The 19,905-nt window shown below is 40.3% G+C and carries 28 protein-coding genes, 1 other RNA gene and 1 other annotated feature; of the genes, 23 read left to right on the plus strand and 6 right to left on the minus strand.

Annotated elements, in window-relative coordinates:
• Positions 1-113: 113 nt before the first annotated feature.
• The 6 genes from hisH to rsmC all read right to left on the minus strand — a co-directional run bounded on the left by hisH (position 114) and on the right by rsmC (position 5,591).
• Positions 114-707: an imidazole glycerol phosphate synthase subunit HisH gene (gene hisH, locus ICJ55_RS00595; RefSeq protein ID WP_188156879.1), complete on the minus strand. Its 594-nt coding sequence runs from the start codon at positions 705-707 to the stop codon at positions 114-116.
• Entirely contained in the window at positions 704-1,669 is a 966-nt protein-coding gene (locus ICJ55_RS00600) for a HEPN domain-containing protein (RefSeq protein WP_188156880.1), read from the minus strand. The genes hisH and ICJ55_RS00600 overlap by 4 nt, the downstream gene beginning before the upstream one ends.
• A 100-nt stretch (positions 1,670-1,769) precedes the next feature.
• Positions 1,770-2,858, minus strand: coding sequence for a bifunctional histidinol-phosphatase/imidazoleglycerol-phosphate dehydratase HisB (gene hisB, locus ICJ55_RS00605; protein ID WP_188156881.1), 1,089 nt, complete (start codon positions 2,856-2,858; stop codon positions 1,770-1,772).
• A gap of 13 nt (positions 2,859-2,871) precedes the next feature.
• Positions 2,872-3,924 carry a histidinol-phosphate transaminase gene (hisC, locus tag ICJ55_RS00610; RefSeq protein ID WP_188156882.1) on the minus strand — a complete coding sequence of 351 codons (1,053 nt, stop codon included), beginning with the start codon at positions 3,922-3,924 and terminating at the stop codon, positions 2,872-2,874.
• 12 nt (positions 3,925-3,936) lie between these two features.
• Positions 3,937-4,329: a hypothetical protein gene (locus tag ICJ55_RS00615; RefSeq protein ID WP_188156883.1), complete on the minus strand. Its 393-nt coding sequence runs from the start codon at positions 4,327-4,329 to the stop codon at positions 3,937-3,939.
• A gap of 22 nt (positions 4,330-4,351) precedes the next feature.
• Positions 4,352-4,474, minus strand: a sequence feature (His leader region).
• 130 nt (positions 4,475-4,604) lie between these two features.
• A complete protein-coding gene (rsmC, locus tag ICJ55_RS00620; protein ID WP_188156884.1) occupies positions 4,605-5,591 on the minus strand; it encodes a 16S rRNA (guanine(1207)-N(2))-methyltransferase RsmC in 987 nt (328 codons plus the stop codon).
• Between the two features lie 142 nt (positions 5,592-5,733).
• Here rsmC and ICJ55_RS00625 point away from each other — a divergent pair, with 142 nt between their 5' ends.
• The 23 genes from ICJ55_RS00625 (at position 5,734) to ICJ55_RS00735 (ending at position 19,874) form a co-directional block, all read left to right on the plus strand.
• Positions 5,734-6,156 (plus strand): DNA polymerase III subunit psi, encoded by a 423-nt coding sequence (locus tag ICJ55_RS00625; protein ID WP_188156885.1) that lies wholly within the window; start codon positions 5,734-5,736, stop codon positions 6,154-6,156.
• Positions 6,149-6,586, plus strand: a complete 438-nt coding sequence (gene rimI / locus ICJ55_RS00630; RefSeq protein WP_188157661.1) for a ribosomal protein S18-alanine N-acetyltransferase — start codon at positions 6,149-6,151, stop codon at positions 6,584-6,586. Before ICJ55_RS00625 ends, rimI begins: the two co-directional genes overlap by 8 nt.
• A 65-nt stretch (positions 6,587-6,651) precedes the next feature.
• Positions 6,652-7,017: a transfer-messenger RNA gene (gene ssrA, locus ICJ55_RS00635) on the plus strand.
• 273 nt (positions 7,018-7,290) lie between these two features.
• Positions 7,291-8,517, plus strand: coding sequence for an integrase arm-type DNA-binding domain-containing protein (locus ICJ55_RS00640; RefSeq protein WP_188156886.1), 1,227 nt, complete (start codon positions 7,291-7,293; stop codon positions 8,515-8,517).
• A 40-nt stretch (positions 8,518-8,557) separates the two neighbouring features.
• Positions 8,558-8,755 (plus strand): hypothetical protein, encoded by a 198-nt coding sequence (locus tag ICJ55_RS00645; RefSeq protein WP_188156887.1) that lies wholly within the window; start codon positions 8,558-8,560, stop codon positions 8,753-8,755.
• A 68-nt stretch (positions 8,756-8,823) separates the two neighbouring features.
• The gene (locus tag ICJ55_RS00650) at positions 8,824-9,147 is read left to right on the plus strand and encodes an addiction module antidote protein (protein ID WP_188156888.1); all 324 of its coding nucleotides are present in this window, start codon (positions 8,824-8,826) and stop codon (positions 9,145-9,147) included.
• 8 nt (positions 9,148-9,155) lie between these two features.
• Complete coding sequence (locus ICJ55_RS00655; RefSeq protein WP_188156889.1) at positions 9,156-9,461, plus strand: helix-turn-helix domain-containing protein; 306 nt, start codon at positions 9,156-9,158, stop codon at positions 9,459-9,461.
• Between the two features lie 161 nt (positions 9,462-9,622).
• The gene (locus tag ICJ55_RS00660; protein ID WP_188156890.1) at positions 9,623-10,210 is read left to right on the plus strand and encodes a Panacea domain-containing protein; all 588 of its coding nucleotides are present in this window, start codon (positions 9,623-9,625) and stop codon (positions 10,208-10,210) included.
• On the plus strand, positions 10,203-10,634 hold the full coding sequence (locus tag ICJ55_RS00665; RefSeq protein ID WP_244141777.1) for a terminase: 432 nt from the start codon (positions 10,203-10,205) through the stop codon (positions 10,632-10,634). Before ICJ55_RS00660 ends, ICJ55_RS00665 begins: the two co-directional genes overlap by 8 nt.
• A gap of 425 nt (positions 10,635-11,059) precedes the next feature.
• A complete protein-coding gene (locus ICJ55_RS00670) occupies positions 11,060-12,043 on the plus strand; it encodes a hypothetical protein (protein WP_188156891.1) in 984 nt (327 codons plus the stop codon).
• A 188-nt stretch (positions 12,044-12,231) separates the two neighbouring features.
• Positions 12,232-12,465 carry a helix-turn-helix transcriptional regulator gene (locus ICJ55_RS00675; RefSeq protein ID WP_188156892.1) on the plus strand — a complete coding sequence of 78 codons (234 nt, stop codon included), beginning with the start codon at positions 12,232-12,234 and terminating at the stop codon, positions 12,463-12,465.
• Positions 12,466-12,472: 7 nt separating this feature from the next.
• A complete protein-coding gene (locus ICJ55_RS00680) occupies positions 12,473-13,192 on the plus strand; it encodes an antA/AntB antirepressor family protein (RefSeq protein WP_188156893.1) in 720 nt (239 codons plus the stop codon).
• Between the two features lie 13 nt (positions 13,193-13,205).
• The gene (locus tag ICJ55_RS00685; RefSeq protein WP_244141778.1) at positions 13,206-13,490 is read left to right on the plus strand and encodes a hypothetical protein; all 285 of its coding nucleotides are present in this window, start codon (positions 13,206-13,208) and stop codon (positions 13,488-13,490) included.
• On the plus strand, positions 13,487-13,906 hold the full coding sequence (locus tag ICJ55_RS00690) for a terminase small subunit (RefSeq protein WP_188156894.1): 420 nt from the start codon (positions 13,487-13,489) through the stop codon (positions 13,904-13,906). The genes ICJ55_RS00685 and ICJ55_RS00690 overlap by 4 nt, the downstream gene beginning before the upstream one ends.
• 5 nt (positions 13,907-13,911) lie before the next feature.
• A complete protein-coding gene (locus ICJ55_RS00695; protein ID WP_244141779.1) occupies positions 13,912-14,271 on the plus strand; it encodes a hypothetical protein in 360 nt (119 codons plus the stop codon).
• Positions 14,272-14,293: 22 nt separating this feature from the next.
• A complete protein-coding gene (locus ICJ55_RS00700; protein WP_188156895.1) occupies positions 14,294-14,626 on the plus strand; it encodes a hypothetical protein in 333 nt (110 codons plus the stop codon).
• Positions 14,627-14,689: 63 nt separating this feature from the next.
• The gene (locus ICJ55_RS00705) at positions 14,690-14,980 is read left to right on the plus strand and encodes a terminase small subunit (RefSeq protein WP_188156896.1); all 291 of its coding nucleotides are present in this window, start codon (positions 14,690-14,692) and stop codon (positions 14,978-14,980) included.
• Positions 14,981-15,263: 283 nt separating this feature from the next.
• Positions 15,264-15,617, plus strand: coding sequence for a hypothetical protein (locus ICJ55_RS00710; RefSeq protein WP_176812186.1), 354 nt, complete (start codon positions 15,264-15,266; stop codon positions 15,615-15,617).
• A 47-nt stretch (positions 15,618-15,664) separates the two neighbouring features.
• The gene (locus ICJ55_RS00715; protein ID WP_188156897.1) at positions 15,665-16,738 is read left to right on the plus strand and encodes a hypothetical protein; all 1,074 of its coding nucleotides are present in this window, start codon (positions 15,665-15,667) and stop codon (positions 16,736-16,738) included.
• Positions 16,739-17,074: 336 nt separating this feature from the next.
• Entirely contained in the window at positions 17,075-17,530 is a 456-nt protein-coding gene (locus tag ICJ55_RS00720; protein ID WP_244141792.1) for an ash family protein, read from the plus strand.
• Positions 17,523-17,699, plus strand: coding sequence for a hypothetical protein (locus ICJ55_RS00725; RefSeq protein ID WP_188156898.1), 177 nt, complete (start codon positions 17,523-17,525; stop codon positions 17,697-17,699). The genes ICJ55_RS00720 and ICJ55_RS00725 overlap by 8 nt, the downstream gene beginning before the upstream one ends.
• A gap of 10 nt (positions 17,700-17,709) precedes the next feature.
• The gene (locus ICJ55_RS00730; RefSeq protein WP_188156899.1) at positions 17,710-19,473 is read left to right on the plus strand and encodes a DNA primase family protein; all 1,764 of its coding nucleotides are present in this window, start codon (positions 17,710-17,712) and stop codon (positions 19,471-19,473) included.
• A gap of 134 nt (positions 19,474-19,607) precedes the next feature.
• Positions 19,608-19,874: a type II toxin-antitoxin system RelE family toxin gene (locus ICJ55_RS00735; RefSeq protein ID WP_188156900.1), complete on the plus strand. Its 267-nt coding sequence runs from the start codon at positions 19,608-19,610 to the stop codon at positions 19,872-19,874.
• Positions 19,875-19,905 lie beyond the last annotated feature (31 nt).

The raw sequence follows: 19,905 nt of genomic DNA on the forward strand, positions 1-19,905 counted from the left end.
AATCCCAGTCGCTCTGCGACTGTCTATCTAAGCTACGGAGTAGCTCGGTTTATTTAGCCCCATACGGCTCGTATGGGGTGCAAGCGGTCAAATTCTTCCAAAAACTTGCAAAATTAGACATTCTCCACAAAATTCCGTAGCAACTTCGCCCCTGCCGCTCCTGAACGCTCAGGGTGGAACTGTACGCCGTAGAAGTTTTGATTGGCAATCGCTGCTGAGAATGGCACACCGTAATCGCAAGTGGCGATGGTGTGAGCGTTCGGACGGACAGCATAGCTATGCACAAAATAGAAATGGCTGCCTTGCTCAATGCCGTGGAATAATGGGTGGTCGGCTTGATACTGCACTTTGTTCCAGCCCATATGCGGCAACGGTAAGCCGGTGTTTGGTAACAGCTCGGTTTTTCCACTCATTAGGCTCAGAGTTGCCACATCGCCTTCGTGAGAAAATTCGGTCATTAGCTGCATACCCAAACAGATGCCAAGCATTGGCTGGGTGGCATTTTGGATTGTTTCAATCAGCTGGCGATCGTGCAGGTTTTTCATCGCTGCGATTGCCGTTCCCACACCGGGGAGCAGTAGTTTATCGGCGGATTGGATTTTGTTGAGATCACGCGAGATCTCCGCCTGAATGCCAAGGCGGTCAAACGCAAATTTGACCGAAGACAGGTTGGCACAGCCTGTGTCGATGATGGTTAGGTTTGTCATTTATTAACACTTCCAGTTAAATCTTTTAATCTATTCATGGTTATTTCATTTATTTTATCTTGTATTAATTTATCAAGATCTTCACAGTATTTAGTGAATATAGATTTAGCTTTATCCAAGTCTGGTAATTCAATGTCATTACCTTCTATATTCATTCCAAATCTATGAATAATATTATTTCTTGTTCTTAATAAATCTTTGATGTCTGTATAGTTTGGAAGCCTGTTTAGCCCAAATCCTTGTTTAAAGACATAATCTAGATTATCTGAGTTATGCCAAATTATTTCACTATCCAGCTTTCTGTGAATTATCTTTTCCAGTTCTGCTAAGATATCTGACACTTCTCCCTTATAAAAACGTTGGATCAATAAGAATGCCTTATTTTTAATATCATCTTTCCTATTATTCAAGATGAGATTTTTTAAAATTTCAGGGTAATGTTTTATATTATATTTTGTAACTTCCCATAAATAAGTCTCAAACGCAGTGAAAAATAAGCTAAATACTGACATTTGTAATAAAAAGTGGTTTTTATTATCGCTAGATAATATACCTATTAACATCTCAGAATCATTTATCCTTTTCTCAAATGCTTCTAATGGAGAAATATTACGATCATATTCAAAAAAATCCTCGTCTTGTGATGGAATAGGTGACCACATATCTCCGGCAATATCAAACAGTTCTTGAGCAACCTCTTCTATCACTTCATCAGAAACAATATCGCCAAACGCCCAAAATTCATCAAACGGATCAACTAAAGCTCCATGTATAGGTATATATCCACCTTCGCTAGAATCATACGGCAATGATTCAACAGGATCCTCATATTGATTAGTGAACCATTGAAATAAAGCTTCTTTTTGCTCTTCTGGGCTCGCTTTTTTCAGCCATTCAGTATCAATATGATCTCCTTGAACAACTCCTTGTGGTAACTCTATTCTTTCTCTTTCAAAATACATAACTATCCCCAACTCAAAAACTACAAGCAGTCAAAATCCCCAAAAACTTTGCAAAAATCGACCGCACTTTCGGGCGGGTTAAAACCCGCCCCTACGGTGATTATAAAACCCCTTTCGAGCTTGGCAACTCATTCCCTTCAATGCGGATACATTGTCTGAGCGTTCTGCCGAAGACTTTGAACAGGCTTTCGATTTTGTGGTGGTCGTTGTCGCCTTTTGCCTTGATATGCAGGGTGGCAAGCAGCGTGAAGGCGATGGATTGGAAGAAGTGTTCGGTCAATTCGGTGCTGAAATCGCCTACTTTGTCACGTTTGAAATCGGCTTTAAATTTGATAAACGGTCTGCCCGATAAATCCATCGTACATTCGGCTTTGCATTCGTCCATCGGTAGCACGAAACCGAAACGGGCGATGCCACGTTTGTCGCCAATCGCTTGTTTTAATGCCGTACCCAGTGCCAAAGCGGTGTCTTCGACCGTGTGGTGCTCGTCAATCCACAAATCGCCTTTGGTGGTGATGTTCATTCGGAAGCCACCGTGGGTGGCAATTTGGTCAAGCATATGGTCGAAAAAGCCCACGCCGGTTCTGATTTCATTCGCACCTGTTTCGTCCAGCCAAACCTGCACTTTGATGTCGGTTTCTTTGGTTTTACGCACCACTTCCGCATAACGTGGCGTGCGGTCGCCGATATTGGTCACGGCTTCACCGAGCAATTTTTCGGTGATTAAATCCCAATTCAGCTTTTCAGGGTGGTATTGCAATGCACGAATACCCAAATTTTCCGCCAGTTGCACATCGGTAGCACGATCGCCAATCACAAAGCTGCTGGCAGGATCGAACAGTTGGCGGTCGATGTATTTTTGCAGCAGTTTGGTGTGCGGTTTACGGCAGTCGCAGCCGTCTTCGGGCTTGTGCGGACAAATCAACACATCGCCAAATTCAATACCTTGCGATTTGAACAATGCCATCATCGCATTGTGAGGTTTGTCGAAATCTTCCTGAGGGAACGAACTCGTGCCTAAGCCGTCTTGGTTCGACACCATCACAAAGCGGTATTTGTTTTTGAGTTTGAGTAGGGCTGGAATGACATTGGGTTCAAATTTTAGCTTTTCCAAGCTGTCAATTTGGAAATCGGTTTTTGGCTCGTCAATTAACGTGCCGTCACGGTCGATGAAAAGGGTTGGTTGCATATTTTTCTCCTGTTTACATATTCTTTAATGCGTTAATCACACGCAAATTCTCTTCTGTGGTGCCAATAGTAATCCGAATGCAGTTTTGTAAGCCCAATGCTTTATGCTGATCTCGCAAAATAATACCTTGATCCCACAATGCTTTGAAAGCTTTCTGCCCGTCTTGGCATTTGAACAGCAAATAGTTCGCTTCACTCTCAAATACTCTCTCCACAAGCGGTAAGTTTTCGAGATTTTTTTGCAATTCGGCACGCAGGGCAATCACTTCCGCTACTCGCTCACGCATTTGTTCAATGCCTTGTGGGGAAAGGGCTTGGGCGGCAATATCGGAAACCGGCACAGGCAGCGGATACGGGGCAATCACTTTTTGCAGCACGCCAATCAGCTCAGCATTCGCCAAGGTAAAGCCACAACGTAAGCCTGCCAAGGCAAAGGCTTTGGAGAGTGTGCGGATAATTGCCAGATGCGGGAAATTTTTCAGCTCACTCACAAGGCTCGCCTCAGGGCAGAACTCAATATAGGCTTCATCCACAACCACAATGGCTTTACCTGCGGTGATTTGCAAAAGTTCGAGCAAATCTGACCGCTTGATCAGGTTGCCTGTTGGGTTGTTCGGGCTGCACACAAACACAACTTTCACGCCGTCTAAGTTCGCTTGGATTTGCGGTAAATTGAGTTGGAAATCGGCAGTCAGCGGCACGGTTTTGGTCGCAATGCCGCAAGTATCGGCACTCACGGAATACATTCCGTAAGTCGGCGGACAGTAGAGAATGCTGTCGTTCGGTTCGCAAAAGGCACGAATAATCAGCTCAATACTCTCATCGCCGCCACGGGAAACCAGCACGTTTTCGGGCGAAACGCCTGCGTAACGGGCGTACCCCTCAATCACCGCCTGCGGTTGTGGCTCGGGGTAGCGGTTAAAAGTGCGGTCGGTTAAATCAAAGTTCGGCGACACCGCATATTCATTGGCATTCAGCCACACATCGCCACTGCCACCCAATCGGCGTGCGGATTGATACGGGGTCAGGGCTTGAATGTTTTTTCGCGAAAGTTGTGAGATTGTCATATTGTGTTCCTATTAAAGACCGCTATCTAAAAATAAGCGTGAATTTTCTTCATATGTATTAGTGTCAAAATCATAAATTAGATTGGGTGGATACCAATGTCCTACAATTAATATAGGCGGTACCCCATGCATTGTATAAAAAATAAAATCTCCTCTTCCTATTAAATTTGGAGAATTAACCATTTCATGAGATTTAATAACAAGATCCGATACACAATTCTCTTCTTTGGGATAACTTCCATTTTTCTTTCTGTAATCATTTATACAAGAAATTAAGAAGTCTGCTCGTTTCCGAAATTCCGGTTGATATTTTATCGATTGTATATACACGATACCGGTTAGCACTCCAAAATAGATAAATGGAAATGCCATCAAGAAAATTACTGCTATAAGACATTTTCTCATTCTTACCCCTAAATTCTAGCCATAAAAAAATCTCTCGAAAGTGGTCTTCCGAGAGATTATTTATTGACTGCTGTACTTGCTCGGAAGATTTATCTTCCGCACACACCAAATGCCCGAAAGATATCAGGTTAAATGGTGGTGATGATGTGAAGTACAGTTAAAATTCATTGTGTTTCTCCAAAACAGTTGAAATGAATTTACGCTAAGACATTCTAAATAGCAAGTGTTTTTTATCCGAATTTTGCATTTTTTCTAGTCATCAGATTTCTGATGGTTTATGCCCTTGCCGAATAGACCTTAAATTTGGTGGATTTGGCTAATACTTCGTGTTTGCCGAAGGCTTTATCAAGCAAGTCCGGATAAGGTAAAAAGGCATTGGCGACAATGCGTAATTCGCCCCCTTTAGTCAGATGATTTTTCGCTTGGAAAATCAGCTCTTCCACCGCACGGTAAGCGGTATCGACCCCATCGTGAAACGGTGGGTTGGATACAATCAAATCAAAGCGGTCTGTGAGGTGAGAGAACACATCGCTCGCCAGAACATCCCCCTCTAACTGATTTTCTGCCAGAGTACGGCGGCTAGATTCCAATGCCATTGCGTGAATATCACTCATTGTCAGCTTGATTTTCGGGAATTGCTGGGCAAGAATTGCCCCAATCACACCGGCACCACAACCGAGATCTAGCACTTTGCCTTTGAGTCTGTCCTCTTTGCTGAAGGTGGAAAGCAGCAATTTTGTGCCGTTATCCAACTCTGCCGAGCTAAAAACAGCGGGCAAAGCGAAGATCTCTAACACTTGCAAGCGGTAAGATTTCCAGAATTTTTTGCAATCGAAAGTCGGCACGGTTTGTAGTTCAAAATGATATAAACCACAACGGCGGGCGGAATCAATTTTGGCAATATTACCAAATGGCTCAAGCAGTTTTTCCACCGAACGTACGCCCGCACGGTTTTCGCCGATAATCAGCATCTCTTGCCCTACTTGACATTGAGAGAGCCATTGCAATAATTGGAATTGGCACTCTTGTTTGTTTTTTGTCCAATAAAACACTGCTAATTCCGCAGCCAAATCGCATTCCAAGCCAAAGACGACATTTGAGCGGTGGCGGGCGTAATCAAAATAACTGCTGAATACCGACACATTTTTCGCTGCTTTGAGCTGTTGGGCGAAATCATCTCGCACATCGCCAAATAATAATACCGATTTCTGTTCAAATAACGCCAAGTGGCGTTCAAGCACTTCGCTTTCTAATGAGAGCATTTTTTCTCGCCTTTTCTAAAAAATTTGCGTTGAATATACCGAATTTAAGCGGATAAATCTTGCAAAACCTGCTGAATTTTGCAAAAAATTTCCTGATTTGCCGGAGTTTTGATACTATGCCGTAAATTTTATGAGGTTTAAGATGAATAGGCGTGATTTGCTGTTAAATGAAATGGGTATTTCGCAATGGGTTTTAACCAAACCGCAGGTGCTGAAAGGCGATGCCCAAATTCGCTTAAATGAAAATGTGAAATTGATTGTGGTATGTGAGGAAGACTACCAAACCAGCCGTCTGTTTTCAGATATTCTGCTGGCATTGGGGCTACAAAAATCCCACTATCAATGGCTGAATGCCGAGCAATCTCAACGGTTGGTTTTCCCTCATTCGCCGATACTATGGTTAATTCAGGCGGAAGAACAAGCGGTTAAAATAGCAAAAAAATTTGCAAATTCGACCGCTTGGAAAAATCTTGCTTGGCAAGATCTCTCCCATTCCACGCATAAACGCCAACTTTGGCAGCAAATAGATGCCTATTATCATCATTTGGGGAAAGATCGTGATTGAAGAAATCCAACAAACTGATTTTGAGCGATTATTTGAAATTGAGCAAAAAGCCCATTTAGTGCCGTGGTCGAAAGGCACTTTGCTAAATAACCAAGGCGAAAAATATCTGAATTTAAAGCTGGTGGAAAACGGTGAAATTGTTGCTTTTGCTATCAGCCAAGTGGTGTTAGATGAGGCAACACTATTTAATATCACCGTTGATCCTGCTTTTCAACACCAAGGCTTTGGCAAGCGGTTACTTTACGAATTAATTTTGCAACTGCAAAAACGTGGTGTAGCAACACTTTGGCTGGAAGTGAGAGAATCCAATATTACGGCTCAAAAACTGTATGATTCACTCGGTTTCAACGAAGTTACCGTGCGGAAAAATTACTACCCTACGCCCGAAGGCGGGAAAGAAAATGCGGTGATTATGGCGTTGTATTTGTAAATTGGCTCGTGGTTATAAAACTTTTTGCAAATTCAGCTGCTTTCCTTTAGAATGTTGAGACTTTTGGGGCTGATTTTGGATTCGACGGGATTGGCGAAGCCCAAGGTGCACGTCGAGGTGCGGTAGGCCTCGTAAACAAACCGCAAAAAAATAGTCGCAAACGACGAACAATACGCTTTAGCAGCTTAATAACCTGCGTTTAGCCTTATCTCCTCAGCTTCCGCTCGTAAGACGAGGGTTCAGATAAGTCATCCAAAACGAGATCGTGTGGACGCCGCCGCTTTAGGATCGAAACACTAAATTCAATAAAGCTAGTTTATTCATTGCGTGTCTGTCCGCTGTGGATAAGCGAAATTAAAGACTAGACTAAACGTGTAGTACTGAAGGTAGAGAAATTTCGGACGGGGGTTCAAATCCCCCCAGCTCCACCAAATTATAAACCTATAGCGTTCTATAGAGACCTGAAAAGCCTTGAATTACAATAGTTCAAGGCTTTTTTATTGTCCTATGCGTACCTATACGATACAATCAAATCCGAAGATTTTAGGAGTATATTTAGGAGTACGAGCAAACACTTATAAATTTTCGTACTCCTAAAATCACGTTAAAGCCTGACTAGATAAGGCTTTATCGCTTTTAGTTTTATACTCCTAAACAAAATCCATACTCCTAAACGTTGGTTCTTATACTCCTAAAGGCTTACTATGGCGAGAAAAATCATACCTTTGAATGACACACAGATAAGAAAAGCGAAGCCCGAAGATAGCCCATTGAGAGATGGCAACGGCTTATTGCTGGTTATTACTCAAAATTCCAAACTTTGGCGGTTTAGATATGAGAGACCATTCACTAAAAAGCGTAATGATTTGAGTATTGGGGCTTATCCTGATGTGTCTTTAGCACAGGCGAGGGAAATTCGAGAGGAATATAGAGCGTTACTAGCTCAGAATATCGATCCTCAAACCTATCGCCAACAGCAAGAACAAGCTAAAACAAATGAGCTTAATAACATTTATGAGAATGTGGCGTGGGCGTGGTTCGAACATCGCAAGGTAAAGAAAAACTTTTCAGACAATTATCAAAAAGATGTAATCGCCTTAATCAAAAATAACCTACTCCCCCACTTTGGGAAAATGCCTATCACGCACATAACCGCACCGATGGCGATTAAAGCCTTTAAACGCTATCAAGACGAGGGCAAGCTAGAGAAGTTAAAACGGACAATTCAAAAGCATAACGAGATAATGACGTTTGCGGTTCACCGTGAAATGATACCGGCTAACCCCACCGCCAACATTGCGAAAGAGTTCGACAGCCCAACGGTAGAGCATTTTAAGACAATCAAGCCTGAAGATTTAGGCGAGTTCTTATACACGCTACAGAACGCCCAAATTCATCTACAGACACGCTATTTAATTCTGTGGCAGTTACTCACAATGACACGCCCTAACGAAGCGGCTAAGGCGAAATGGGCGGATATAGACGAACGTGCGAAACTGTGGACGATACCGGCGGAAAATATGAAACGAGGGATTGAGCATAAAATCACATTATCACGGCAAACAATCGCTCTCTTGCGAGAAATTAAGAAACTAAGTGGCGGTAAGGTGTATTTATTCCCCAGTGTGAAGAACCCACAAACGCACGTCAATACGCAAACCGCTAACGGTGCGATCAAACGAATGGGCTACAAAGGCAAATTAGTAGCTCACGGCTTGCGGTCTATTGCCTCTACTTATCTCAATGAGAAAGGATATAACAGCGATTTAATCGAAGTGGCTCTATCTCATATAAACAGCGACAGAGTAAAGGCGGCTTATGACAGGGGCGAACGCCTAGAACAACGTTTTAAACTGCTCCAAGTATGGGCGGATTTTGTAGAAGAATGTTCACAAGGTAGCTTGCCACAGTATCATTTAAAAGTAGCTTAGTAAAACTTAGTAAATTTTCCGCCAAATATGACCGCTTGTAATGCCGTTAGGTTATCGCCTGACGGCTTTTTTATTACCGTTCTTCTATATATATTTTTTTACAGCCAAACTTTTAAAAAAAATATCACCATTATCACCAAAATTAGCACAAACCCTTATACATCAAGGCTCTAAGCGTGGTGATATTTTAAAAAAAACATCACCTAAATATCACCAACCTCACCAAAACATCACCTAAATTGAGGGTAATGCTTGATAATGTGTATCTAATAGGATACTTTTATAGGCAAATTTAAGAGGGCAATAATGGAAGCAGTACAAATTAACGAAGAAATGGCAGATAAACACGGCTTACGCCCTTTTGATGTGGCGGAATTTCTAACGGACGAGGAGACCATTCAAGCCTATTTAGCCGAAGTGTTGAAAGAGGGCGATCAAGATGAATTTCTAGAAGCCTTAAACGATATAGCAAGGGCTAGAGGAATGGCGGAACTTGCGAAGCAAACAGGGCTAGGATGTGAAAGTCTATATAAAACCCTAGCCAAAGGTAGTAAGCCACGTTTTGACACCATTCAGAAGATTTTAGGGGCATTCAATTTAGTGCTTGTTCCACAGGTTAAAAACATTTAAAGGTAACAATGAGCTTTTACGATGACTTAATGGAGGGCTTAACGGCAATGAAGGAACACCTCGAGGGCAAGCGAACACTACGCACTGAAACGCTAGAACGCCCTGAACCGTTACAGATTTCAGCCGATGAGGTAAAAGCTATTAGGGCAAGATTAAACCTCTCTCAAGCGGTATTTGCTCAACGTTTACGAACAAGCGTAAAAACCTATCAAGGGTGGGAGCAAGGGAAAAGCACCCCAAACCCACAGGCAACTATCCTTTTGCGATTAGTGGAACAATCTCCACAGGTATTTGAACAAATTGCCCGACTTTAAAAATGAGCCGTTGATCTGATGATTGGCGGCTTTTTATTTTCTACCTTGTGTTTACTATGCACCTATAAAACACTACTAAAGACTATACGGCTTTATTCGATAGCAATTTATCTTTATAATACCCATAAATAAAAGCCTAATTTATGAGGCAAGGGGTAATTATGTTTGATGAGTTAAAAGTAGCACAAGCAACGGCTTATTTATTAAATAAGGCTGGCGGTACAATGGAGCATATTAAGGCAATGAAACTGCTATATCTTGCTGACCGCCTCTCTTGGCAAAGATATAGCTACTCTATTTCTAACGATGAATACTACTCTTTGCCTTATGGTCCAGTGCTAAGCAATACTCTCAACCTAATGCGAGGGGAAGAACCGAGCCTTTACCAAAAAGGCAGTATTTGGGGTGATTGGATAGCTGACAAGGAAGATCATAAAATCAGCCTTAGAAAAGAAATAAATACGGCTGACGAATATTTCTTTGATTGCCTTTCAGAAAGCGATACCGAAATTTTAGATGAGATATTTTCTGCCTTTGGCAATTACAAGCCTTTTGCCCTAGTTGAATATACTCACAACCCTAAATACATTCCAGAGTGGGAAAATCCACAAGGAAGAAGCAAGCCCATTTATTTAAAAACGTTACTTACTAATTTAGGCAAAACAGAAAGCGAAATTGCCGATATATTAGAACAGCTTGAAGAAAAAGAGGTGATGGATAAACTTTTTACAGGTTTAGACAATGCCTGAAATAAAAAGACAAGTTACCATTCTTAGACCAACTAACTACGGCAAAGAAGAAAACAACTACAAGCATTTATATATTTTACTTACTGATCCTTGTTTTGATGGGGAAACCGGTAAGGAAGATATGATTTTAAGTGTTAGTTGCTCAAGTATTAAAGACGGTAAAGCACTAGATGAAACTTGCATTTTAAAAGCCGGCATACACGAATTTATCACTAGAGACAGCTTTATTTTCTACCGCCATTTAAGAATTGATACTTTAAGCGATATAAAAGCCAATATAGCAAAAGGTTATTTCATTCAGAAAGCCTTAATTAATGATGAAATCTATCAAGATATATTAAAAGGTGTTCTATCGTCTAAATCGGTAGTACCTAGATATAAACGCTTTCTAAAAAAACGCTATCCGCCAAAATGCCTGCCTTGATATATTAACTTAGCCCCTAAATAGCCATTGATGAAAATTAACGGCTTTTTTATCCTTAGTATTGATCAAAACCGCCAATATTTTGTAACCCCCAAAAAGGCAAAATAGAAAAACAAGCCATCTTGTTTCGCAATTCATTTCGCAAAATCTTAATGAAAAATGACCGCTTGAATGCTCTTTTTTATAACGTTCAAAAACCTACCGTTAGCCTATTTTAAATCACTGTAATAAAGTACAGTTTATCATTTGTAATTTATCTGAATAATTGGCAAAATACAGCCCATCAAGTTCAATCCGTAACTATACGGATTTATTCAAATTAGCGTGGATAGTGGCGGAGTAGCTACCAAAACGAAAGGAGAAAGCCCTTTATTTCTCTTTCCACGCTCTCACAGTAAAGGGCAGCGTTAAAGGGGCGTTTATGTATGCTTACTCAAGAATTTTTATCACTTTCTGAAGCTAGTGATTTTGTTAAATCTAAAGGATTAAATTTAGAAGAATGTGATTTAATTTTTCTAGCTTCAAAAGGAGAATTTAGAGTATTCAATAATATCTATTCACTTCCTAGATTCAATGACAGCAATCCTCTTTATAAAATCAATGGGTTAAAAGGAGTTTTTGAGTTAACCCAAGAAACACAATCATTAGATGTTACTGAACGTATTGTAAAAGCTTTAACAGATAGCAATATAGAAGTTTTACAGGGTTCCAACGGATATGAAGATATACTTCTGCTTAAAGATAGAGAAACAAAGAGTGAAGTTGAAGTTTCGTATAATCCTTATGGCGAGCTTCAGTTTAGAGAGCTGCGTTATCCTTATGCATCAGTTCATTTTCCAGTATTTGATGGATTAGGAAAGCAATTTGATATTATTAATGGTATGGTTGAAAGCCGAATGTTAGAAAGTATCTCGAGTAAAAACTTTTTAAATTCAAAACTATTCTATAAAATGCTACAAAAAAGTTTAAATAATTATTATGTGGTAAACAGTCCATTCGATCATTTTTATTTCAAACTAAAGGAAATCATATTTTACCCTATTGGCTTACAACCTTACTACATCTCACCTGATGAGCTAGCTAATAATAATGATTTAAAAGAAATTTATGATGAAGAGGATTTTTCAAATATCTTCTATTTTCAAAAAGAAGAACTAGAAGCCTATATTAATAAAAGCCTACAGATAGAACAAACAGGTATGCCATTAACATTTGATGGGAACATACCACCAAAAACAGATCAAGATAAATTGGCTCATTTTATCGAGCTAATTATTCAAAAAAGTGAGTTTATGAAAGACGGTAAAATACCAACCTATAGTGAACTTCATACAATGCTAAGTCATAAATATCCACACGAGGCAATCCCATCTAAAAATACAATCAAGAAATATTTAGGGCAACCCTAATCAAAATCCGCTAATTATGGCGGATTTTTTTATTTAAACCGTTCAACAACAGTTCATTTGTTCAATGAACACTGTTCAATAGTTCACTCTTCCCCTGAACAACTTTTCATTTCTTAAAATCCCTACCGCAACCGCCTAAACCCTTTCAAGGTTTAAGCATTTCAATTTAACAGCATAGGGGAATATAAATGACCGAAAGCACTATCACACACCTTGCCGATGATGTTCGCATTATCCGCCCATTTATCGCCCGCCAAAAGTTAGGTGTAGGCAAAACCACCTTTTCAGACTGGCAGAACCCGAAATCGAAACGCTACCGCCCTAATTTCCCGAAGAAGATTCAGCTAGGGGTAAATTCAGTAGGCTACCTAGAGAGCGAAATCAACGCTTTTATTCAATCGTTGGCGGATAGCCGAGTATAAGGGGGAAATGATGAATCAATCACTTAATCAGATTTTAGAAATCGTAGCAAACGACCATTTTCAAGGCGTAAATGCCCGTAACCTACACCAAGCATTAAAGGTGGGGAGAGATTTCTCAAACTGGATCAAATCTCGTTTACACGGGGCAAATTTCATTGAAGAGCAGGATTTCATTATTGTTCAAAATACCACCATTGGCTCGCCAAAATTGGCGAACCAAAAAGGGGGAAATAAAAAAGCAGTATTTGATTATTTTCTCTCAATCGACACGGCCAAGCATATTTGCTTGATGGAGCGAAACGAAATCGGGCAAGCAATCCGCCAACATTTCATCAATGCAGAAAAAGCCTTGAAACAGTATGCCCCGAAAGTACACCGCAACACCCTACAGGCGACTGCCAAACGACTGGCAAGCATTGACCATAACCACGAAATGACGGAGGCACTACAAAAGCACCTAATCCGGCAAGGAAAGCAACCACAGGCACACCATTTCATCAATGAGCAGAATTTACTGAACAGCCTCGCCATTGGCGGAAATTTCAAAGCGTGGAAAGCGGAGAAAGGCATTAAAGGCAAAGTAAGGGATTATTTCAATGATGAACAACTGACTTTACTCACAGAGCTAGAAAAAACAAATGCGGCATTACTTGAGCTGGATATAGATTATTCCACACGCAAAAAACAGCTAACCGCACTTGCTCACCGCCTACTACAAACAAATTAAAAAGGAATAGCAAATGAAGTGCACCACCGCCAAGCAAAATCCCGTTTTAATGCGGTTAGCTATCCGGCACTACCTAGAAACCAATAAAGGCAAGAAAACGCCCATATTCACGTTTTTAAGCCTGTATTCAGATAATGAGCCTTACCCATTGCACGAGCTTTTAATAATGCTAGGCAAGCGAATAGAGGCACTAGAGGTGCGATATAAGGCAATGCCAGTAGAAAACGATTTAATCACGTTAAGCATTTTAAGAAAACAACTCGCCCAACTGCGAAAAGTGGCGGAGAGGAAAGAATGACAGGACTTACACCAAAACAAGAATCTTTTTGCCTTACCTATATTGAAACAGGTAACGCAAGCGAGGCATACCGCCAAGCATACGAAGCGGAGGGAATGAAATCCGAAACTATCAACCGCAAAGCAAAAGAATTGTTAGACAACGGCAAGATTACGGCAAGGATTGAGGAATTGAAAGCCGAACACGCAGAACGCCATAAATTAACCGTTGATGACCTTTTAAGAGAGCTTGAAGAAGCTAGAACACTGGCTAAAGCCAAAGAGAACCCGGCTGCAATGGCACAAGCGACAATGGGTAAAGCAAAAATTCTAGGGTTTGATAAACAGCTTCACGAGGTAAAAGCCGATTTGCGAGAGCTACCATCAAAAATCAATATTATTTTTACAGATGAACCCGAGCCACAAATAACAGGATAAACATAATGAAAACACTCAAACCCAATTATAAAACCTATCCACAAACTAACCGCTTATTTGCGTTGAACAAAATCGCCATTGAGCGTTGTAAGCAAGATTTCCCAGACTGCTACCACTTCAAAAAAGTACTAGCGGCAGAGTGTGAAGAACTGGCTGGCCGCTTGAAAATGGGGTTAGTGCTGATGGCGGAACTGAAAGCAACCGGCATAACGCTAACAAGCGACCAAAACACGCAATTTAAAGCGTTTAGAAATGGGGCTAAGTATTTAATCAAACAGCTTGAAGAAACGGCTCTACACGTTGCTAACGTGGATAAGGGAGAATTTGAGCCAACACCTTACAAACCGGTTAAACAAGCGGACTAAACAACAAGTCAAGGTAGACAAAATGATGAAACACCATACACAAACCAACAAAGAAAAAGTGATGTTAGAAGTTGCCTTAAATGAGAATGGCACGTCTGAACTCGAATGCACGTTTAAGCATTTCATTGTTAGCCCCAGAACCTATATCAGCCAATTTGAGCAAGAGACAGGGCTGAAACTATGGCATAACAACACAATATCGGATAACGGCAAATATTACACACGTTACCAACTACCCGACCGCCATACAGCCCAAAAGGTAATTGATTATCTTAACCACAAAGCAAGTATGCGAGATGAAACTGCTATCACAAACGAACAAGCACAGCAGATTTTAAACCGTTTTGAAGTGTAGCAACATTCCCTAAAAAGTAGGGAGTTCCCGAAATTCTAGGGAAACATTACAGAGGAAATCACTATGCCAAGAATACGAACAGAAACCCTAACCGAAAAACAAGAAGCCTTTTGTATAGCTTACCTCGAATGCGGAAATATTTTAAAAGCCTATCAATCAGTGAATACAGGCTCAATGAAACCACACTCAATGCGAGCAAGGGCAAGCGAAATGATGAATGATTACAGGGTATTTAACGAGCTGAAACAGTTAATCAGAGCACGCAAAGCAAAAGGCGAACGCTTGCCGAAATTTAGAAAAGGCTCACTAATGGCGGAATGGTTAGAAAGCAATAACTTAAAAAACGATCCCTGATAAAAGTTGACTTTTATTCTGTCGATTTTATCCAAAACAGGTAAGAAAACTTACCCCAAAACAGGCAAACTTTTACTAATTCAGTCAAACAAAAACCCCTAGCCATACACAACTAGGGGTAATGGAGTGACTTCTTATGAAAAACTATCTTCTTAACTTCAACATTGATATTACTCTCTTTCATCTAAAAATCAATCTCTAACCATCTATAAATCTCACACCGAATAAATATGAACTTATGGTAAAATATTAACCATTTTCAAATACTTACAGGAGCGTTTCTATGATTGTAAAAGGCAATAAAAATCATATTGTCAAAAGCGGTAGATACCCCGCCAAACTAGCTGAAATTAAGACCATTCAAAGCGGATATGGTGAAAGAATGGCGTTCATCTTTGAAATCATCGGGGGAGTATATCAAGGCGTTAAATTAACCCGAACTTGTACCCCGATACTAAAACCTAATAGCAACTTAACTGAGATCGTCCAAAGTCTAAATCACAAACCGCTATCACCTGAGCAGATTTATAACGGTATTGATGTATCTCAATTTCAAGGCAACGAATATCAAATTAAAGTTACACAACGAGAAAGCAAAAACGGCTTTTACTACAGCCATATTGAGCAAATCATCTAGCCAGTGACTACACTCTCCACATCACCAAAAAGCAAAGGCTAAAAGGTATGAAGAAAAAAATCAAAAATAATAGTCAGTATTTCCAAGCTGACTTCTCTCTATTGAAATCCGTTGCAAGTAAAGGCGATTTTAGACTTCTATCCGCTATGCTTGTCTTAAATCGTTTTGCTAATGGCATTCCTAAAACCCCGAAAGAACACCCCTTCAGCATTACCTACGCAGGAGCAAAAGCAATCAGTGAACACCTAAATTGCCGTTGGGAAACAGGCAAACAACTTCAGTCTGAGCTTCTTTTAAATGGTTACATTTCTAAACTAAGACAGGCAAAAGGGACATTATTTAAAATTAACTACACGACATTAAACATCAATTTGCCCGTTGCATTTGTCGATAGTATCAATCAAGTTAGTTCTGTTATATATCGCATAAATCACGCTGAAAACGCCACAGAAAGCGAAAAACTAAATACCCTAATGCTACTGCTAACTTTTTATAAAAATCTCTCTATGAGCGATTTAGGCGGTTTTAATGGCGTATTTCAAAAATGGGATATAGAAACAAAGCATTTTGATGCTACTGACTTTCTAATAAGACTTTCTGCTTCTAACACGAATAAAGAGGAAGCCTATAAATCATTTATTCGAGATTTTTTATTTTCACAAGACGAAGTAATCAGCGAAGAAAACAGCTCTCTATTTTGGAAAACGCTTCAGCAACTAAAACGGTTAGGATTGATTTATGAGGTTATTGTATTGCTAGAGAAGCAACCACCCAAGCAACCTAAGCTGATATTCACGATAAGAATTAACGACTATCACGCAGATAATGCCGATTTATCGTATGTTAGTTCAGCAATGGATAGCAGTATTGCTTACTACGGTAACAGGGATTTTAACTATGATGTAGATGAGTTGTACGATGAAGAAATGAGCCTGAAGAACAGCACCACAGGCAATAAAGTAATTCGCCTCGTTATCCCTTGCCACCCAAATAGAGAATATGAAATTTTAACGATTTATCGTCCACGCTTCCGCTTTTCTCACCCTGATATAGCTCTTTGGCAAAAAACAGAAGACGAAAACATCTCTAATTTCATTGATGAAGTAGATGACAATTTGTGAGTTTGACCAAATTTTTTTGTATGAAATCCCATAAAAAATGGGATAAATGTCCCGTAAAAAATGGGATTAATTTACCCAAAATAACCACAAAAAAAGTAATGGGAAGACATATAAGTAGAACGTAAATATATACGTAGATCGTAAATATATAAGTAGAGCGTAGAATATAAGTAGAGTGATTGTCTGCAAAAAAATTTTTGCAGACCACGCACGCACGCACAAAAAAAGCCAAAAATGAAGATTAACAATTCGTACATTCTGAAAATGTGTAGATTGGCTTTCTGATGAAAAAATTAAAAAATGTGAACGAGATCACTTTACAAAATCCTAAGTGAGATTTATTCTGCTCACGTTGTAGCAAAATCTACAACCGAGCGTGGAAACTCGAATAATTTATACACGGCGGACAATAGCACGCCTTTAAACCGTGCTTTTTTTGTTCGTAGCTTACGCACACCCAAAGAAAACGCATTAAGCGTGCTTCTCTCAATGGTAGGGCGTAATGGGCAACGTTTAATCGTTGGCTGCTTTCCGTGTATAGCAGTTTTCCACCCCGTTATGCTCTACCGCCAAGCGTGGAAACTTGCGGTAGTTCCTAATCTCATTTACACGGAGCTATCATCAATGATCTACAAATTCCTTTTACTAGGCTCACAACGCCTGAAAATCACCGTACACGCTAACAACAAAGCCGAAGCCTTAAGCCGTGTTCAATTTACCTCTAAACCGCTTTTAGTGGCTCGCTTACGCAATGCATCTTCTCCACGTTTTGAGGGGGTGGCTTATGCGTAATCCTGAAATCCAAACTGCTTTAGCCGAATTATGGCAAGCACAAGCTATGGCTGAAATTATTTCCAATGCTAATTTAGAAGAAGCCGATCCTGTAACTATTCAAACTGCAGTTAGAGGAATCTCAAGATTCATTTTAAATGGCGTAATGGCACTTGAAGAAGAGATTTAAGGGGGCGAGTATGAGTAAACCCCAAAATGCCCCGAATGTAAGCAAACAACCCAAAGGCAAGCCATACGAAGCCTACATCATAGCCGGTAGCAATGCGTGGGATAAAACCAAAAAGCAAACCGTGCTAGAGTGGACGAAATCAGAAAGCGACTATCAACCTATCATTCTAGGTAGTAAAGAATTGCGAGAAATCGACCGCTTGAAGTTGGCGGTAGAGGTAGGAACAACCTCAATCTATCGAGCAGGAACACTCACAGAAGCCGAGAAATCGGCTATCTGTCAAAACCTTGCCAAACATTCAACGGCTGAAACTGTAGCTTTCTATGATGAAGCTCTACAGCTTGAAGAAAATGTAAGTGAATACATTGCCCGATTGCGTGCGGAAATGGGGAAAGATGGCGGAAGAGTGAAAGCGGAAAGCGATATAAGCATATCCGATAACCCAACACAAAAGGAGCTATTACACGCCTTTCTGAAATGGCAACCACAACCACTAGCCCGAGACACTAAGTTAGGCATAAACTACCTTTACAACGGCATTTACTGGCAAGCACTCGATAATGAAATGCTTGAACGGCAGATAATGGCATTTTTTGAAGAAGTGGATATTGATTTTTCAGACCGAAAAATTACAAGCTTAGCTAAACTGGTAGAGCGTAAAATCCCCCAAATGCCTGACGGTTCGCCCGATATAATCGGGTTTACGAATGGTAAGCTAAACAAACATACAGGCGAATTTACCGCCATCACAAAAGAGGATTATTTACGAGAGGTTGAGGACTACGAAATAAACCCAAATAGCACCGATACACCGTACTTTGAGCAATGGTTAGACTTTGCCTCTAATGGCAACAAAAACAAGCGAGAAGCCCTATTAGGGGCGTTATACGCAGTCTTAACTAACCGCCATAAATGGCAGCTCTATTTTGAGGTAGTGGGTGTAGCCGGTGCAGGTAAATCAATCTTTGGTGAAATCGCCAAAGTGATTAATGGGCGAGGCAATACCACTATTCTTGATATCGGCGGATTTGATGAACAAACCGAGTTAGCAAAGATTATCGGTAAATCGCTTGTGCTATCACCTGAACAGCCATACTACTGCGGAAATGCAGATGGATTGAAACGAGCAACAGGAGGCGAAGCAGTCGGCGTTAGATTGCTATACAAGCAAGGCATAGACTACTACCCTAAAATCATTTTTATGTACGCGACAAACAACGTTATCACGTTTACGGATAGCAGAGACGGCAACCAAAACAGCGGACACTTAAGACGCAAGGTTACTTTCTACTTTGGGCGTAAAATTCCTGATGATGTACGTGATGATGATTTCATTGAAAAGGTCAAAGGGGAAATTTACGGTATTATTCACCGCTTGCTAAACACTTTCCCAAACCCCGAACAGGCAAGAGAAGCATTGCTATCACACCAAAAGCAAGGCGAAGCGATAGAAATGCAACGAGAGAGTAATCACTTAATCAGTTTTGCTACACATTTCAAGATAGACAATAGCAAGCCAATCTCTATGCGATGGGGTTCAACGAGAACATCACTAAACGAAAGTAAAGCACTCTATAAAGCCTATCTATTCTTTTGTGATTGTATCGGACAAAAGCCGTTATCACTCCAACACTTTAAAAGGGCATTCCCTGAAGCCCTAAAAGCAAGCGGAGAACAAGCACAGATTATTGAAGTAATGAAAACAGGAAATAAAACGTTAAACATCTCTTATAAAGACTACCAAAGCACTATGGACGAATGGCGAGACGGTTAGCCCTACCGCCACATCATAAGCCTAGCTGAAATATGCTAGGCTTTTTATTTATAATTTACTTATAATATAATTGATTAGACAAATATAAGTCTTTATAATACATCTATTGTTAAATAATAAGAGAATGCTACACAATGAATAAAATCACATTCACAGGGAAAGCGGATAAGCAACTCTCAAAAATTGATAGTCGATATATACAAGCCATTTTGGATGCAATTGAAGCACTTGTTTTATTCCCTGATGTTCAACTCGATATTAAAAAACTAAAGGGCTATATAAATAGGTTTAGGCTAAGAGTTGGACGGTATAGAGTGATTTTCGAGGTGCAGTATGGAGAGCCAAAAATCATCGAAATTCAAACGATAGCAAAACGAGACGAGCAAACCTACACACATTAAAGAATAGGGGCGAAAGCTCCTCAAATAAGCG

This window comes from Mannheimia bovis (assembly GCF_014541205.1).
Lineage (GTDB): Bacteria > Pseudomonadota > Gammaproteobacteria > Enterobacterales > Pasteurellaceae > Mannheimia > Mannheimia bovis.